The sequence below is a fragment of the Pseudarthrobacter sp. efr-133-R2A-89 genome (assembly GCF_030209315.1).
In the GTDB taxonomy this organism is placed as follows: domain Bacteria; phylum Actinomycetota; class Actinomycetes; order Actinomycetales; family Micrococcaceae; genus Arthrobacter.
Window position 1 is genome coordinate 275205 of the sequence record NZ_JARVSE010000001.1, and the last position, 14646, is coordinate 289850.

Sequence of the window (14646 nt, forward strand, 5' to 3'; positions counted from 1 at the left end):
AGCATGCCTTGGTGGTCCTGGATCCTGATTTGGATAGCGCTTGTTGCGGTGTCCCTGCTGTTTTATGTCCTGTTGGGCATCCGCCTCTACCGCCAGTTCATGGCCACGGTAAGGGACCTCAGCGAGGCTGCCGCAAGGCTGGGAAGCCTGGGTCCGGCCGGGTTGCCGGAGGAACACTCCGCTCCATCAGGTGTCGCGCCTGGTTCGGCCGTTTTTGCCTCGCCCGCTGTCATGAGACATGATTACGAGGCATCCAAATCGGCCAGGCAGGAAGAACGCCGCCGCCGTCGAGTGCAGCGCAAAAAGGACCGGGGCCAGCCGCAGGCGCTCGGAGATCTCGACTTCACATAGAAGTAGGATGTATTTAGAGGAAAGGATTTCCCGTGGGAAGACTCTTTGATGGCCCCTGGCCAATCGTCATTATCATCGTCGTAGCTTTGCTTCTTTTCGCCGCCCCCAAGCTTCCGGCCATGGCCCGCAGCCTGGGCCAGTCAATGCGGATCATCAAATCCGAGGTCAAGGAAATGAAGAACGACGGCAAAGCCGAGCCCGCCGAGCCCTCCGGGCCGGTGGAAGGCACCATCGTGAACCACCCCAAGGCGAAGCCCGGTGAGCCGACAGACGGCACTGACGTTCCGCCGTCGACCCGCGCCTGACCTCCCGTGGCACTGTCGCGGGCCCGTAAAGCCAATCCAGAGGGACGGATGTCCCTCTGGGAGCACCTCAAGGAGCTGAAGAACCGGCTGATCAAGTCGGCCATCGGCGTTGTCATCGGCGGCATTGGGGGCTGGATACTTTACGATCCGCTGTTGAAGGCCCTGGCCGAACCGGTCAACAGGATCTCCGATGAAACCGGCGGCCTGGCCGCCATCAACTTCGGGACCATCGCCTCACCCTTTGACTTCAAGCTCCAGATGTCGCTCCTCATCGGGGCAGTGATTTCCAGTCCCATCTGGATCTACCAGCTGTGGGCGTTCATCACTCCCGGCCTGACGTCCAAGGAACGCCGCTACACCCTTGGCTACATGGCCGCCGCCATCCCGCTGTTCCTTGCAGGCATCTGGGTGGGGTGGCTGGTGGTTCCCCAGGTGGTGCATGCGCTGACGCAATTCACCCCCGCAGGCTCCTCAAGTGTTATCGATGCACGCACGTACATCGAATTCGTCACGCGCATGGTGCTGATGCTGGGCCTCGCCTTCCTGGTTCCGGTGGTCCTGGTCGGCGTCAACATGGCCGGACTTGTGGCCGGCCGCACCATCCTCAAAGCGTGGCGCATTACGGTGTTCCTCGTTTTCGTGCTGGCAGCCATTGCCGCCCCGGGCGCGGATGCCATCTCGATGTTCATGCTCGCCGGGCCCCTGCTGGCATTGTTTTTTGCCGCCATCGGGATCTGCATCATGAATGACAAGCGGCGGGAGCGCCGCCAAGCCAAACAGGTTGCCGAAACGGAAGCCACCGCAGACGTAGCCACCCCGAGCAGTGAACTCAAGAAGCTCTAGCCTGCCGCTAGGCTTGGGATATGTCTTCCAACACCGGGCCGTTCTCCACCGGGCCCACCGATTCAGAAGAACTGTCTCCCGCGGAAAGGTACCGCGCCAGCGCCGAACGCAGGGCTGAGGCCGCCACGTACCTGGGACAGTTTTCCGGGACCCTTGAGTTCGAGCTTGACGACTTCCAGCGGCAGGCCTGCCGGTCACTGCAGGAAGGCAAGGGAGTCCTGGTGGCGGCCCCCACCGGCGCCGGCAAAACCATCGTTGGCGAGTTTGCCATCTACCTGGCCCTGCAACGGGGCCTGAAGGCGTTCTACACCACGCCCATCAAGGCGCTCAGCAACCAGAAATTCAGCGAACTCGCCGCCAAGTACGGCGCGGACAACGTGGGGCTCCTCACCGGCGACACCAGCATTAACGGCGACGCGCAGGTGGTGGTGATGACCACCGAGGTCCTGCGGAACATGCTGTATGCCGACTCGGCCACGCTTGGCGACCTCGGCTACGTGGTCATGGACGAGGTGCACTACCTGGCCGACCGGTTCCGCGGGGCGGTCTGGGAAGAAGTCATCATCCACCTGCCCAGCGAAGTCCGGGTGGCTTCGTTGAGCGCCACGGTCTCCAATGCCGAAGAATTTGGGGCGTGGCTGGATACCGTCCGCGGCGACACAGACATTATTGTCTCGGAGCACCGGCCGGTCCCGTTGTGGCAGCACGTCATGGTGGGCCGCCGGATCATGGACCTCTTCGCCGGCGAAACCACTTTCGACGAGATCGCCCCGCCGGGTGGGGACGGGATCGATGAGGTGCCCCCGCTGGCCAAACCCCGCGAAGACGCCAAGGGCCGCGGCTTTGACGTCAACCCTGAACTGCTTGATGTGGCGCGCCGCGAAATCCAGCAGAGCTTCCGGAGCCGGCAGGGGCCGGGTAAACGCGGCCAGAGAGGCCGGCGCGGAGATGACCGTCCGGTCCGTGGCGGCGAACCCGCAGGGGTTCGCAGGGCCAGCCGTCCCCAGGTGATCGCCAGCCTCGACCGGATGGACCTCCTGCCGGCCATCACCTTCATCTTCTCCCGTGCCGGGTGTGAGGGGGCAGTCGCCCAGTGCGTCGCATCCGGCCTGTGGCTCACCACGGAAACCGAACAACGGATCATCGCGCAGCGTGTGGACGAAGCCGGGCAGGACATTCCCCCGGACGATCTCGATGTCCTGGGCTTTTGGACCTGGCGCGACGGGCTGCTGAGGGGTTTCGCTGCCCATCACGCCGGAATGCTGCCCACTTTCAAGGAGGTGGTGGAAAAACTCTTCGCCGACGGACTGGTCAAGGCCGTCTTCGCCACGGAGACCCTGGCCCTGGGCGTGAACATGCCCGCGCGTTCGGTCGTGCTGGAGAAGCTGGACAAGTTCAACGGTGAGGCCCATGTGGACATCACCGCGGGTGAATACACCCAGCTCACCGGCCGCGCCGGCCGGCGCGGTATCGACGTCGAAGGCCACGCCGTGGTGCTGTGGCAGCCCGGGGCGGATCCGACGGCGGTCGCCGGCCTCGCCTCCCGGCGCACCTACCCGCTGAACTCGAGTTTCCGGCCCACCTACAACATGAGCATCAACCTGCTTGCACAGTTTGGCCGGTCCCGGGCCCGCGAAATCCTCGAATCGTCGTTTGCCCAGTTCCAGGCCGACCGTTCCGTGGTGGGTCTGGCCAGGCAGGTCCGAAGCAGGGAAGAATCCCTCGCCGGCTACGCCAAATCCATGACCTGCCACCTGGGCGACTTCACCGAGTACGCCCGGCTGCGGAGGGCATTGTCGGATGCCGAGAACGCCACGTCCCGGACCAAGTCCCGGGTGCAGAAGTCGCTCAATGACGACTCGCTTGCCCGGTTGCTGCCCGGTGACGTGGTCAACGTTCCGGGTGGACGCGCGCCAGGACCCGCCGTCGTCCTCAGTTCCGACCACGGCAGCCGCGAACCGCGGCCCGCCGTCCTCACGCTGGACAACCAGCTCCGCCGGATCGGCACGGACGACCTCGAAGGTCCCATCGCGCCCGTAACCCGGATCCGGATCCCCAAGTCCTTCAACGCCAAAGTGCCCAAGTCACGCCGGGACCTCGCCTCCTCGGCGCGGAATGCGCTGCGGGAGAACCGCCCACCCGCTCCCGGCCAGAACCGCAACCACGACTTCGGCCGGGGCGCGGCGCTGCCCAACCAGGAAAAGCGCATTGCCGATCTCCGGCGCGCCCTCCGGGCGCACCCATGCCACGGGTGCAGCGAACGCGAAGACCACGCGCGGTGGTCCGAGCGCTGGTGGAAGCTGCGGCGGGAAACGGACGGGCTGGTCCGGCAGATCCAGGGGCGCACCAACACCATCGCCAAAACCTTCGACCGGGTCTGCGACGTGTTGTCCGCCTACGGCTACCTGGAAGACACGGGAGACGGCCGGCTGGTCATCAGCCCCGATGGGCAGCGGCTCCGCCGGATCTACGGCGAGAAGGACCTGCTCATCTCCCAGTCCCTGCGGTTGGGCGCCTTTGACGACCTCGACGCCACGGAGGTGGCAGCACTGGCCAGCGTGCTGGTGTACCAGGCCAAGCGGGAGGACCGGGGACTGCGGCCACGGATGCCCAGCGTGTCCCTGGAGACCGCCGTGGACATTGTGGTCAGGGAGTGGTCCGCCCTGGAGGACGTGGAGGAGGAGAACAAGCTTCCGCTGACCGGCGAACCCGAACTCGGACTCGTCTGGCCGCTCTACAAATGGGCCCGGGGGCGGCATCTGCAGGATGTCCTGAGCGGGACAGACCTCGCGGCCGGCGACTTTGTCCGTTGGGTCAAGCAGGTAGTGGACCTGCTTGACCAGCTGGCCAAAATTCCCGGCCTGGATCCACGCCTGTCCCGGCTGTGCGTTGAAGCCATCAACCTGATCCGCCGCGGCGTGGTCGCCTACTCGTCTGTTCTCTGATCTTTCTGCCCCGCCGGCCGGCGCCGGCCTGTTCCCACCCCAGGAGTCCTGCCCACCATGCCCCATCCCGATGCCTCGTCCCGTCCCGCCCCGGTCCTGTACCGCAACGGATCCGTCTACACCGCTGCGGACCCGTTCGCGACAGCCATGCTGGTGGATGGCGACACCGTCGCCTGGGTTGGGTCTGAACAGGCGGCTGCCTCCATCGCCGACAGCTCGATGGAGGTCATCGACCTCCGCGGCGCCCTGGTGGCACCGGGCTTCGTGGACTCGCACATGCACCTGACGGAAACCGGCATCGCACTGGACTCCCTGCAGCTCGGCTCAGCTATGTCCGCCCGGGCGCTCCTGGACGCCGTCGCCGGCACCAAGGGCGAAGGCCCGGTGCTGGGGCACGGCTGGGATGAGACCACATGGACGGACCCCACGCTGCCCACGGCAGACGAACTGGAGCGGGCCGCCGGGGGCAGGCCGGTCTATCTGTCCAGGGTTGACGTGCACTCGGCGCTCGTCTCGCCGTCGCTTGCGCAGTCAGCGGACCTTCAGGGCCAGGACGGGTTCGACGGCGGGGCCAGGGTCATCCGGGCAGCCCACGCCGCAGCGCGGCTGGCCACACGGAAGCTGCCGCCCGGGGCCCTGAAGCAGCACCAGTCCCGCGCCCTGGCCGAAGCTGCCGCCAACGGGTACGTCGCCCTCGCCGAGATGGGGGCGCCCCACATCGGCGGCCTGGACGATCTCAGAAGCGCCGCCGCATGGAACGCACAGGATGCATCGGCCCGGCCCGTTCCGGAAATCCTGCCGTACTGGGGCGAGGCGGTATCTTCCGAGGAGCAGGCCCGCGCCCTCGTTGCACAGTTCGGCGGTGACATCCGCGGGCTCGCCGGGGACCTGAATATTGACGGCTCTCTTGGCTCCCGGACTGCCGCCCTGCGCGCCGGGTACAGCGACGCGGGCCACGAGCGCGGCGCGGTGCACCTGGACGTCGAGCAGGCCGCAGCCCATCTCGCCGCCTGTTCACTGGCCGGTATCCAAGGCGGTTTCCATGTGATTGGTGACGCCGGGCTGGACGTTGCCCTGGAGGCGCTCGACCGTGCTGCCGAGGCGGTAGGCGCCCAACGGGTGCGTGCCGCCGGCCACCGCTTCGAGCATGTTGAAATGGTGGATGCCGCCGCAGTCGAAAAACTGGCTGCCTATTCGGTGACTGTGAGCGCCCAACCGGCGTTCGACGCAGCCTGGGGCGGACCCGGCGGGCTTTATGAGCGACGGCTGGGGGAGCGGAGCCGGTCCATGAATCCGTTCGCCTCGTTCTACGCGGCAGGGGTACCAGTCTGCTTTGGCAGCGACAGTCCGGTGACTCCGCTGCGTCCTTGGTCCAGTGTCCGCGCGTGCGTGGAGCACCACAATGAAGGCGAAAGAATTTCCGCACGCGCCGCGTTCCTGGGCCACACCCGGGCCGGCTGGAGGGCAGCCCGGCACACCAACCCGATGGCCGGGCAACTCGTCCCCGGAGCCCCGGCAAGCTTCGCCGTGTGGGAGGTGGAAGAACTCATGGTCCAGGTGGCTGACGGGCGCGTCCAATCATGGAGCACTGATCCACGTGCCAGGACACCGCTGCTGCCGGCGCTGGATACGGGAACGGACCCCGTGTGCCTCCAAACCGTTAAAGACGGAGCCGAACTGTTTGCCAGCCCGGCCTTGCGTTCCTGAGCCAGGTTCCTTCCGCCCTATAATGGGTAGTTGCGCCCACCGCCGGCCAGACCGGCACCAGGTGCTCCGACCACTTCCACCAGGAAAGGCCCTTCGTGCGCGTCCTTACGATCATTCCCACCTACAACGAACTGGAATCGCTGCCCAAGACGCTCCAGCGCCTGCGGACGGCTGTTCCGGCGTCGGACGTACTGGTGGTCGATGACAACAGCCCCGACGGTACCGGCACCTTGGCCGACGGCTTCGCCGCGGAGGACTCCCAGGTCCACGTCCTGCACCGCAAAGGCAAGGAAGGCCTTGGGGCTGCCTACATCGCCGGTTTCAAGTGGGGACTGGAAGCCGGCTACGACGTCCTCGTTGAAATGGACGCCGACGGCTCGCACCAGCCCGAACAGCTCCCGCAACTCCTTGAAGCCGTCGAGCAGGGTGCCGACCTGGCCATGGGTTCCCGCTGGGTCCCCGGCGGCAGCGTGGTCAACTGGCCGCTTTACCGGCAGGCAATTTCCCGCGTGGGCAGCACCTACGCCCGGCTGATGCTCGGCCTCCGCATCAAGGACGTCACCGGCGGCTACCGCGCCTTCCGCCGAAGCACTCTGGAAAAGCTCAACCTGGACCAGGTGGACTCGGTTGGCTACGGCTTCCAGGTGGACCTCGCCTGGCGCGTCGCCAAGCTCGGCCTCCGGATCGAAGAACGCCCCATCACCTTCGTCGAACGCGAACTGGGCGCCTCGAAGATGAGCGGCAACATCGTGGTGGAAGCCATGATCAACGTCACCAAATGGGGACTCGCGGCTCGCTGGAACACGCTCGCCGGCAAGGCGAAAAACACGAACTCGTAGCCCTTAGCAACGGTTAAAGAAAGGGGGCGTCCCCGCACTGGAAGTGCGGGGACGCCCCCTTTGTTGCGTGGCCTAAGCGGAGCGGCGCTCTCCACGGCGTTCACGCAGAATGGTCAGGCGGTCCTCGAGGATCTGTTCCAGCTCAGGAAGGGAACGGCGTTCCAGCAGCATGTCCCAGTGGGTGCGGACTGCCTTGTCGTTGCTCGTATCCGGCTTCTCGCCGTCTACCAGGAGCGCTTCCTTGCCGGTCTTGGAGACCCACACCGGAGGAATTTCCGCCTCGGAGGAGAACGTGACGAAGACCTGCTCGCCATCCTCGCAACGGTACTCGACCCGCTGGCGCGGAGCCGGCTCAACTCCGGACTCGGTCTCCATGCTCTGCGCACCAAGGCGCATGCCCCGCAGGCTGCGATCGCTCATGATTTCTCCCTCTGGTCGGTTCGCGGATGAAAACTCCGCGACTGCCGGTGGTGACGATGCGCCGCCGGACTCTTGTGTGCAGTGTGCTGCATCATTGGATTCAACGCATTGCGAAGCTGTGTTGTTCCAGCTGGTGTTATCCTGCCGGACAAATACCCGATTATACGGGGCTCAGGCCGCCGGGACCAAAACAGGGAGGGCCCCGCGGTGCGGGGCCCTCCCTGTTCTGGTGTGTGGTTAGGGCTCGGTCCGCTGGGCCGGAACGTCGTCGAACAGTCCGTTTGCCGCCTGTTCAGGCCCGTTGCCTCCCAGGGCGTTGCCGATTCCCTTCAGCGCCTCACCGACTTCACTGGGGATGATCCACAGCTTGTTTGCTGATCCTTCGGCCAGTTTCGGCAGCGTCTGGAGGTACTGGTAGGCGAGGAGCTTCTGGTCCGGGTTTCCCTTGTGGATGGCATCAAAGACCTTCTGGATGGCCTGCGACTCACCGTCTGCCCGGAGGATGGCGGCCTTGGCCTCGCCCTCGGCCTTGAGGATGGCGGCCTGCCGCTGGCCTTCAGCGGTAAGGATGGCGGACTGCTTGGTCCCCTCAGCGGTAAGGATGGCGGCGCGCCGGTCGCGTTCGGCACGCATCTGCTTCTCCATCGAGTCCTGGATGGAGTGGGGCGGATCGATTGCCTTCAGCTCCACCCTGGACACACGGATGCCCCAGCGGCCCGTCGCCTCATCAAGAACGCCGCGAAGCTGACCGTTGATCTGGTCGCGCGAGGTCAGGGCCTCTTCGAGGTTGAGCCCGCCCACCACATTGCGCAGGGTTGTGGTGGTGAGCTGCTCCACCGCCTGGATGTAGTTGGCGATTTCATAGGTGGCGGCGCGGGGATCGGTGACCTGGAAGTAGACCACCGTGTCGATGGACACCACCAGGTTGTCTTCCGTGATCACCGGCTGCGGTGGAAAGGAAACCACCTGTTCACGCAGGTCCAGCAACGGCAGGAGCCGGTCCACAAAAGGAATCAGGATGGTCAGCCCCGGGTTGAGCGTCCGCTGGTATTTGCCCAGGCGTTCGACGACGCCGGCACGTGCCTGCGGGATGATCCGGACCGACCGGACCAAAACGATGATGACGAACACGATCAGGACCACCAACACAACGGCCAGTGCGGTTCCGCCTGCGTTTTCCATAAAACTCCTTATCCCCCAAATGTCAGGCTGTTTCAGGGCCGGTGGCCGCCGCGGGCGGTACCGAAACCACTGCTGTTGCGCCATCAATGGCCGAGACGACCACTTTTTGGCCCGCGGGAAGTACTCCCGCGGCGGAGCGTGCGCTCCAAATATCACCGCCGATTTTCACCAAACCGCCGTCCGAGGTCACGGCCTCCATGACGATTGCGGGTTCACCGATGAGGCGGTCAACGTTGGTCCGCTGCTCGGACGGGCCCTTCTTCAGATGCGAGAGCGCCACCGGCCGCACGAACGCGACCATGAGCAGGGATACGATGCAAAAGACCACCACCTGGAGCCAGGGTTCGGCGCCGGCGAAGTCAGCTGCCAGGGCGGCAAGAGCGCCGCCACCAAGCATGATGAAGAACAGGTCAAGGGTGATCATCTCGATCACGGCAAACGCCAGGAACGCCGTGAGCCACAGCGCCCACCAGTTTTCCCCAAGCCAATCGAACATCCTGTTTCCCCCTTCGTCACGGGGGAGCCGCGTCTGCGGACCCGCCTGCAACTGTCTTTTCATCCTAGTCCGGGGACCGGGCAAGCGCGCCGGACGCAGGCGCCGGCCCGGGGATAGTGGCCAAGTCGTTACGCGGCGCCGCGTTTCCTGGGCCGGAACTCCATCAGCCTGAACCGTGCCCCCGCCGTCACGGGTTCGGGGCGGCCTTCCAGCCGTTCTGCGATGTGCCCGGGGTCCAGGTGGTGCCCCGCCGGTCCCATGAAGGCCAGGTCCGCCGCGGCCCCGCGGGTCAACGTGAGGGCTATGTCGACGTCGGAGGTGCTGTCCAGGTCGAAATGGCCGGCCATGCCCTCCGCCAGGCGGTCATCCTTCCCCTCTTCGATGCCGAGCATCCCGGTGACCGCGGCGAGTTCTGCGAGGTGGCCGGGCCGGGGGGTCACCACCACCAGCGCCCCGGCAGGGCGCAGTACCCGGGCGAATTCGGCCGGATTCCGCGGGGCAAACACCACCGTGACAGCGTCCACCGAGGCGGTGGCCACCGGGAGGGGCTGCCAGATGTCGCAGACCATGTTGATGGCTTCCGGGTTGAGCCGCGCGGCGCGGCGCAGCGCAAACTTGGATATATCCAGGCCGATGGCCGCCACGTGCCGCCCGCCAGCGTCCGCGGCGTCGAGGATCTCGCGGAGGTAATGGCCGGTTCCGGTTCCGGAATCCAGCACGGCCCCGCCGGTGGCCGAGAGATGAGGGACGACGGCGGAGGCTACGGCGCGTGCCATCGGCAGGTAATGGCCGTTCCCCAGGAAGTTGACGCGGGACTGCACCATGGCGGCGCTGTCCGCCTCAAACGATGTTCCTTTGCCAACCAACAGGTTGAAGTAGCCTTGCCGGGCCGCATCAAAGTGGTGCCCGGCAGCGCAAGCCAGCCGGGGTTGCGTCCCGGCGCCCGGTCCGAAGAGAACCAACGGATCCGAGCAGACGGGGCACAGGAGGGGGAAATCCGCGGATGGCATGGACACCAGTTTATGGTGGCCTGCCCGTCCTGCTGCCTCGTTACTTGGCAGGGGTGCACCCGCGGTCAGCCGAGGGATATTCCCGCGGGGCCGGCGTCGAACCCCAACCCGGTGCTGGCGCTGCCGATGCCGGGTTCCGCCCAGTGGGCCGCATACTCCGCGTTGCTGCTGAGGGAACGGAGCTGGGCACGGTCGACATAGAGGATGCCGTTGAGGTGGTCCGTCTCGTGCTGGACGATGCGGGCCTGCCAGCCGGAAAACACGCGCTGCGCCGCCGCGCCGCCGGGCGTCAGGTAGTCCAGCAGCACGGTGTCCGGCCGCGACACCACGGCCTGCAGCCCGTTGAGGGAAAGGCATCCCTCGTAGAACGCTGCCTGCCCGGACCCCTGGGGGGTGTAGCGGGGGTTGAGGATCGCCAGGAATTCCAGCGGGCTCCGGTGCCGCAGCGCTGCGGAGTCGGGGTCGACGTCGTACAGGTCTTCCAGGACCGCGAGTTGCAACGGGATGCCAAGCTGGGGCGCGGCCAGGCCCACACCGGGGGCTTCGTGCATGACCTGGCGCATGACCTCGATGAGGCGGCCCAGCTGCTCCGCCGAAAGTTGGCCGTGGAACTCGGCGGCCTGCTGGCGCAGCGCCGGGTGGCCGGCCTGGACGATCGGCGGCAGGGAACCGGCAGACAGGATCCGTTCCACGGCCTCGCGGATGTCGTCGGGTCCGGCAGTGGCCGGGGGAATGCTCTGAGTCATGGGGAAAGCCTAATGGCGGACGGCCTGCGGAAACCTCGGCTAGGGTCGATTGCATGGTTGATGAGTTGGCGCAGGGCTCGCCGCTGGGGCGTGTCCTGGATTTTATCCGTGTCCTCGAAGCGGGCGGTGGCGCCGCTGAAATCCGCCCGTTCCTCTCCGAGGGATTTGTCCTCACGGAGGCGCCGCACCTGCTGGCACCGGAGGGAGCCACCCGGACGTTGGAGGGCGTGCTTTCCGGTGCTGACCAGAGCCGCCAGGTGGTGGAGGACCAGGAGTTCGTGGTCCGCCGGACTACCTGCGAGGGCGGCCGCGTGGCTGTGGAAGCCGATTGGTCGGCCACACTGCTGATGGATCTGCGGTATTGGGATCGCGGCGAAACCATCCGGGCCAGGACCTCCTCCGTCTTCGAGGTCAAGGACGGCCTTATTGTGAGCCAGGACAGCTACGACTGCTACTTCCGCTAGGGCCGCCCAAGCCCAGCACTGGGTCATTGCATGGTGAACCGCCTGGCTGCCCACCGGTTGACTGCCGGAATGGAGGCGGCAGTACCGAGTGCAGCCGTTCGGAGTCGAAGCAGCGGAGCCGGCAGGGGCCGGCCGAGCGCCATATTGATTTCGGCCTGGCGGCGCGCACGGACCGCTGCCCTCCGCCGGGTCCTTTCGAACTCCCGGAACTGGCTGTGCTCCGGCCCGCAGCGAAGGGCCGCAGAAACCAGCGGGGCGAGTGCTTCGGCATCAAGCCAGCCCAGGTTCATGCCTTGGCCGCCAATGGGGCTGATCTCGTGTGCCGCGTCGCCCAGCAGGATTGCCCGTCCAGCCACAGTACGGCCAGCGATGGCCGAACTGACGCTGAACGCGCTCAGCATGGAAGTGGTGGCCGGGTCGGGTTCGATTCCGGTCCGCCGGCCTACCAGGCCGGCCAGGTCGGCGGCCGTTGCGGCGCCGGCCGGGCAGTTGAGCCGCACCACCCACCGGCGGATTCCGCCGGGGAGCGGGAACGATTCCACGATGCCCGGCTGCTCGAGGAAAAGGGCAGCTTTCTCGCCCAGGCCGCTGTCGTCGTCGAAATCTCCCATGAGGTAATGGTCCGGATACGTCCTGCGGGCGGCAGCCACGCCCAGGGCGGCCCGAAGCCGGGATCGGGCACCGTCCGCGGCCACCAGCAGCGCGGCCGTGGCCCGGGCCGGCCCCTGCGACTGATGATCAGAGGACTCGAACGCGACGGTGACCCTGGCGCCGTCGTCGATGAACCCCGTAACGTTCGCACCCCGGACCAGGGCGTCCGGGTCCAAAGCCTGGACGCGGTCCGTCAGGATTTGCTCCGTCCTGAACTGGGGCAGCGCAAGGACGAAGGGAAAGGTGGCTGACACGGTGCCGAAAGCCATGGTGCCGACTGTTCTTCCCCTGCTCAGGGCGACGCCTTCACGGATCCGGACACCCTCCCGAACCAGGGTTGGTACCACGCCGATCCGACTAAGTGCCTGCAGCGCCGGCGGGTGGATACCGATGGCCCGGGTGTGCTGGTTCCGTGACGTACGCTGTTCCAGCACCTTGACGGTGACGCCCTCCTGGAGCAGGAGCCCGGCAAGGAACAGCCCAACAGGGCCGCCGCCGGCGATGACAACATCGGCAGCCAGCTCAGCCATGTCGCCACGTCAGGACTTGATGGAATGCCGACGACCGTTCCACGAACCAGCCCGGGGGAGCGGCGGCGGACAATTCAGCGGGTTTATAGCTGCGCCGGATGGAGGTCAGGCCGTCCTCGCGGATGAAGGAGTGCCGGAACGGCAGCGCGGCAACGCTGAAGAGGGCGAAGGCTGCCGGGCTGCGGATGAGGTCGTTATGCAGCGATGTCCTTTCCGCGAGGATTTCCGAATCTGCCAGCAGGTGCCGGAGCTCTTCGGGAGACAGGTGGTGCAGGACATGGTTGGAAATGACGACGTCGAACCGGGCCCCCTCGCGGACGAGGTCGCTGCTGTGGGCCTCCCGGAAGTCCACACCGGAGGCAGCAGCACGCTGCCGGGCAAAGCGGGCTGCGCGGGGATCCGGGTCGATTCCCATGATGTGCATGTTTTTCCCGTCCCGGGCAGCCCAGCGGGAGAGCATGACAGCGAGGTCGCCGCCGCCGCATCCGACATCGAGGATGGTCAGCGGGCGTGGCTGCGGTGGAACGATGGGCCGAAGCTCCCTGGCGTAGAGTCCCCGCCAACCGGACAAGACCCTGTTAATGAGGCCGAACTGGCGGTAGGTGTTGTCCAGGAGCCGGGCATCACAGTCTGCGCGGTCCATCTGCTCCACCGCAGCGGCAGCGCGGCGACCCAGCAGGAACTCCATCGCTCGGGGCCCGTTCAGCCGACCGCCGCTGCCTCGGAGATGGCCGCATCCGACGTCTTTTCGTGTCTTGCGACGGCCTGACGGAGCTTGGTAAACAAGCCTGTTTCCACGGTGAGTCCCGGGCCAAAGGCCATGGAACAGATGCGTTCACCCCCGCCGGTTCCGTCCCTGAGGGGTTGTTCCAGGATGTGCTTGAGGACGAAAAGCACGGTGGCGCTGCTCATGTTGCCATAGTTGCGAAGGATTTCGCGGGCGGGCACCAGCTGCTCCTCCGTGAGGTCCAGCCGCGACTCGACCTTGTCCAGGATGCTGCGGCCGCCCGGATGGATGGCCCAGTGGGGGATTGAGGCGTAGGGGAGTGCCGCGAGTTCAGGCTCCGTTGCCAGGAGGGGCTCCAGGGCACCCACGATGTGTTCGTCGATGATGTGGGGCACGTAGTTGCCGAGCACCATTTCGAACCCGTTGTCGCCGATGTTCCAAGCCATCGAGTCTTCGCCGACAGGGGTGAGGACCGTTTCGAAGTGGTCCAGGGCGAGCAGTGCGGTGTCGCCGGCTCCGAACCGGGCCGTGACGACGGCGGCCGCGGCTCCGTCGGCGAACAGCGCTGAGCCCATGATGGCATCCGGATCGTTGGACGTGCGCACATGCAGGGAACACAGTTCCGCGCAGACAACCAGGACGACGGCCTTGGGATCGGCTTCGCAAAACAACTTTGCGGCGCGCAACGCGGGAAATGCCGCGTAGCAGCCCATGAAGCCCAAATGGTAGCGCTGGACGGCCGGGTTCAGGCCAAGCTCCCGGACCACCTTGTAGTCCGGGCCCGGGTTGAAGAATCCCGTGCATGAAACGGTGATGAGATGAGTTATGTCAAGTAAATCAAGGTCCGGTACGGCCTCCAGGGCAGCGCGGGCTGCCTCAATAAAGAGCTTCGTGGCTTCCCTGGCAAAGATATCGTTGCGGACCTTGGTGCTGGGGTTTAACAGGAGTCCGGTTTCCTGGTCGTAGAACTGCGGGTTGTCCGTGCGGAAAGCATTCGTCATTTCCTGTACGGCGGTAAACCGTGTCTCGATGGCAGCACCGTCAAAGCAGGTGTTCACGAGCCGTGAGCCCAAACGCGACAATCCCGGCTGCGCAGCGAAGACATCGCGGGCTTCGGACTGGATCAGCTTGGTCGCCGGGACTGCAGTTTCCAGGGAACACACATAGGCCGTCATTGGTTCATTCTTGACGCGCACCGCACCAAAGACAATGGGTCCCATGCCGATTGACCAGCCGATTCGCAGGATTGGGCTTTGGGCGTACTGCTCCGCTCGCGCATATTCCCAAAGCGCCGATAATCTACATTATGTCAAGTAACGCTTTGGTGAGCCTGGACTGGAGGGCCGGACAGCCCTCTCCCGGCTCGGGACTTGGGCGGCCGCTCAGTGGCGCCGGCGTATGGAGGCCCCGACCACGCCTCCGAGGGCGAG

Annotated in this window: 15 protein-coding genes; 7 read left to right on the forward strand and 8 right to left on the reverse strand. The window is 65.9% G+C overall.

All coding sequences use genetic code 11. From position 1 onward, the window contains the following. Positions 1-3 precede the first annotated feature (3 nt). The 6 genes from QRM95_RS01265 to QRM95_RS01290 all read left to right on the forward strand — a co-directional run bounded on the left by QRM95_RS01265 (position 4) and on the right by QRM95_RS01290 (position 6990). Positions 4-351 carry a hypothetical protein gene (locus tag QRM95_RS01265; protein ID WP_285246103.1) on the forward strand — a complete coding sequence of 116 codons (348 nt, stop codon included), beginning with the start codon at positions 4-6 and terminating at the stop codon, positions 349-351. A gap of 32 nt (positions 352-383) precedes the next feature. Beyond that, complete coding sequence (gene tatA / locus QRM95_RS01270; RefSeq protein ID WP_018761351.1) at positions 384-656, forward strand: Sec-independent protein translocase subunit TatA; 273 nt, start codon at positions 384-386, stop codon at positions 654-656. A gap of 48 nt (positions 657-704) precedes the next feature. Further along, complete coding sequence (tatC, locus tag QRM95_RS01275) at positions 705-1499, forward strand: twin-arginine translocase subunit TatC (RefSeq protein WP_285246104.1); 795 nt, start codon at positions 705-707, stop codon at positions 1497-1499. A gap of 20 nt (positions 1500-1519) precedes the next feature. Continuing rightward, positions 1520-4444, forward strand: coding sequence for a DEAD/DEAH box helicase (locus QRM95_RS01280; RefSeq protein WP_285246105.1), 2925 nt, complete (start codon positions 1520-1522; stop codon positions 4442-4444). A gap of 57 nt (positions 4445-4501) precedes the next feature. Beyond that, positions 4502-6151 (forward strand): amidohydrolase, encoded by a 1650-nt coding sequence (locus QRM95_RS01285; protein WP_285246106.1) that lies wholly within the window; start codon positions 4502-4504, stop codon positions 6149-6151. 95 nt (positions 6152-6246) lie between these two features. After that, positions 6247-6990, forward strand: coding sequence for a polyprenol monophosphomannose synthase (locus QRM95_RS01290; protein ID WP_285246107.1), 744 nt, complete (start codon positions 6247-6249; stop codon positions 6988-6990). A 72-nt stretch (positions 6991-7062) separates the two neighbouring features. Here the strand turns inward: QRM95_RS01290 and QRM95_RS01295 are convergent, their stop codons facing one another. The 5 genes from QRM95_RS01295 to QRM95_RS01315 form a co-directional block, all read right to left on the reverse strand. Continuing rightward, on the reverse strand, positions 7063-7410 hold the full coding sequence (locus QRM95_RS01295; protein ID WP_018761356.1) for an RNA polymerase-binding protein RbpA: 348 nt from the start codon (positions 7408-7410) through the stop codon (positions 7063-7065). A gap of 237 nt (positions 7411-7647) precedes the next feature. Next, positions 7648-8592 carry an SPFH domain-containing protein gene (locus QRM95_RS01300; RefSeq protein WP_285246108.1) on the reverse strand — a complete coding sequence of 315 codons (945 nt, stop codon included), beginning with the start codon at positions 8590-8592 and terminating at the stop codon, positions 7648-7650. 22 nt (positions 8593-8614) lie between these two features. Next, positions 8615-9088, reverse strand: coding sequence for an NfeD family protein (locus QRM95_RS01305; RefSeq protein WP_285246109.1), 474 nt, complete (start codon positions 9086-9088; stop codon positions 8615-8617). A 128-nt stretch (positions 9089-9216) separates the two neighbouring features. Further along, positions 9217-10098 (reverse strand): putative RNA methyltransferase, encoded by an 882-nt coding sequence (locus tag QRM95_RS01310; RefSeq protein ID WP_285246110.1) that lies wholly within the window; start codon positions 10096-10098, stop codon positions 9217-9219. 65 nt (positions 10099-10163) lie between these two features. After that, positions 10164-10844, reverse strand: coding sequence for a peptide deformylase (locus tag QRM95_RS01315; RefSeq protein ID WP_285246111.1), 681 nt, complete (start codon positions 10842-10844; stop codon positions 10164-10166). A 53-nt stretch (positions 10845-10897) separates the two neighbouring features. On the opposite strand from QRM95_RS01315, the gene QRM95_RS01320 reads away from it, so the two are divergent. Beyond that, positions 10898-11308, forward strand: coding sequence for a nuclear transport factor 2 family protein (locus QRM95_RS01320; RefSeq protein ID WP_285246112.1), 411 nt, complete (start codon positions 10898-10900; stop codon positions 11306-11308). A gap of 23 nt (positions 11309-11331) precedes the next feature. On the opposite strand, the gene QRM95_RS01325 is transcribed toward QRM95_RS01320, so the two are convergent. From QRM95_RS01325 to QRM95_RS01335, 3 genes are read right to left on the reverse strand one after another with little or no spacing between them, the layout of a single operon-like run. Beyond that, on the reverse strand, positions 11332-12489 hold the full coding sequence (locus tag QRM95_RS01325; RefSeq protein WP_285246113.1) for an FAD-dependent oxidoreductase: 1158 nt from the start codon (positions 12487-12489) through the stop codon (positions 11332-11334). After that, complete coding sequence (locus QRM95_RS01330) at positions 12482-13132, reverse strand: class I SAM-dependent methyltransferase (RefSeq protein ID WP_285246114.1); 651 nt, start codon at positions 13130-13132, stop codon at positions 12482-12484. Before QRM95_RS01330 ends, QRM95_RS01325 begins: the two co-directional genes overlap by 8 nt. A gap of 59 nt (positions 13133-13191) precedes the next feature. Next, the gene (locus QRM95_RS01335; protein WP_285246115.1) at positions 13192-14391 is read right to left on the reverse strand and encodes a type III polyketide synthase; all 1200 of its coding nucleotides are present in this window, start codon (positions 14389-14391) and stop codon (positions 13192-13194) included. Between the last annotated feature and the right edge of the window lie 255 nt (positions 14392-14646).

Bases quoted from the DNA above. Each gene is read 5' to 3' on its own strand.
- QRM95_RS01265 (WP_285246103.1), top strand. From the start codon at position 4: ATGCCTTGGTGGTCCTGGATCCTGATTTGGATAGCGCTTGTTGCGGTG.
- tatC (WP_285246104.1), top strand. From the start codon at position 705: ATGTCCCTCTGGGAGCACCTCAAGGAGCTGAAGAACCGGCTGATCAAG.
- QRM95_RS01280 (WP_285246105.1), top strand. From the start codon at position 1,520: ATGTCTTCCAACACCGGGCCGTTCTCCACCGGGCCCACCGATTCAGAA.
- QRM95_RS01285 (WP_285246106.1), top strand. From the start codon at position 4,502: ATGCCCCATCCCGATGCCTCGTCCCGTCCCGCCCCGGTCCTGTACCGC.
- QRM95_RS01295 (WP_018761356.1), bottom strand. From the start codon at position 7,410: ATGAGCGATCGCAGCCTGCGGGGCATGCGCCTTGGTGCGCAGAGCATG.
- QRM95_RS01300 (WP_285246108.1), bottom strand. From the start codon at position 8,592: ATGGAAAACGCAGGCGGAACCGCACTGGCCGTTGTGTTGGTGGTCCTG.
- QRM95_RS01305 (WP_285246109.1), bottom strand. From the start codon at position 9,088: ATGTTCGATTGGCTTGGGGAAAACTGGTGGGCGCTGTGGCTCACGGCG.
- QRM95_RS01310 (WP_285246110.1), bottom strand. From the start codon at position 10,098: ATGCCATCCGCGGATTTCCCCCTCCTGTGCCCCGTCTGCTCGGATCCG.
- QRM95_RS01315 (WP_285246111.1), bottom strand. From the start codon at position 10,844: ATGACTCAGAGCATTCCCCCGGCCACTGCCGGACCCGACGACATCCGC.
- QRM95_RS01320 (WP_285246112.1), top strand. From the start codon at position 10,898: ATGGTTGATGAGTTGGCGCAGGGCTCGCCGCTGGGGCGTGTCCTGGAT.
- QRM95_RS01325 (WP_285246113.1), bottom strand. From the start codon at position 12,489: ATGGCTGAGCTGGCTGCCGATGTTGTCATCGCCGGCGGCGGCCCTGTT.
- QRM95_RS01330 (WP_285246114.1), bottom strand. From the start codon at position 13,132: ATGGACCGCGCAGACTGTGATGCCCGGCTCCTGGACAACACCTACCGC.
- QRM95_RS01335 (WP_285246115.1), bottom strand. From the start codon at position 14,391: ATGACGGCCTATGTGTGTTCCCTGGAAACTGCAGTCCCGGCGACCAAG.